This window comes from Streptomyces sp. 13-12-16 (assembly GCF_002114215.1).
GTDB lineage: Bacteria > Actinomycetota > Actinomycetes > Streptomycetales > Streptomycetaceae > Streptomyces.
In genome coordinates this window covers 1-925 of sequence record NZ_NCTE01001135.1, presented here as the reverse complement: position 1 = coordinate 925, position 925 = coordinate 1, and the positions used below count along the sequence as shown (strand labels likewise).

Genomic DNA, 925 nt, shown 5'->3' with positions numbered 1-925 from the left:
GCGGCGGAGGCGCGCGGGCACGCGCTGATGGGCGACGTGCACGCCGCGCAGACGGCGGCGGGGCGCGCGATGAGCGCCATGGAGGCCGTCGACCCGGCCTCGGGCGACGACCCGGTGTGGATCGCGCACTTCGACGAGGCCTACCTGGCCGACGAGTTGGCGCACTGCCACCGGGACCTCGGCCAGGCGGAGGCCGCCGCGCGGTGCGCCCGCCAGGCGCTGGAGGGGCATCCGGCGTCGCGGGCGCGGCGGCGGGCGATCGGCTTCGTGCTGCTGGCCACCGCGCAGGTGCAGCAGCGTGAGGTCGAACAGGCCTGCAGTACGGGGCTGAAGGCGGTGGAGCTGCTGGGCGGGCTCCGCTCCAACCGGGGCGCCGAGTACCTGGAGGACCTCCAGCAGCGCCTCGAACCGTACCGGGAGGAGTCGGTGGTGCGGGAGTTCGGGGCGCGGATGGAGCTCCAGGCGGCGGCGTGACGTCCATGACGTGACGGGCGGGGTGAAGGGGGACGCAAGCGGCGTACGGTGACACGGTTTTGTTACCGCGCTCACAGGGCAGGAGGTCAGGTTCTGTGCTGCGTGGCACCGTGCTCCGGGGACCCGGTAGCGTGAGCCGACGATTCACAAGGTCCCCCATTGGTAGGAGTCCCGGTGACGCAGAGTGGACAGGGCGAGGAGCCCTCGGCGCGCCCCGCGCGCGAAGGCATCGTGCTGCCCTCCGACGGTGGTGAACCCCTGCTGCCGGGCATGACGGCCGGACCGGCCGTCCCCGGCGGCGGCGCGGACGGCCGGACCTCCGGCGGAGGGTTCCCCGCCTCGGCCCCGCCCGGCGGCCAGACCTGGGGCACGCCGTGGGGTCCCGGGCAGCAGAGTCCGGCCGCACCGTCCGGCCAGGACTGGCAGCCCCCGTCCGACGGGCAGTGGGGCA

Annotated in this window: 2 pseudogenes; both read left to right on the top strand. The window is 75.1% G+C overall.

The features are described 5' to 3' along the window. Positions 1-474 (top strand): annotated as a pseudogene (locus B7767_RS36455) (transcriptional regulator); the annotation flags it as partial. A gap of 174 nt (positions 475-648) precedes the next feature. Next, positions 649-925 (top strand): annotated as a pseudogene (locus B7767_RS36450) (hypothetical protein); the annotation flags it as partial.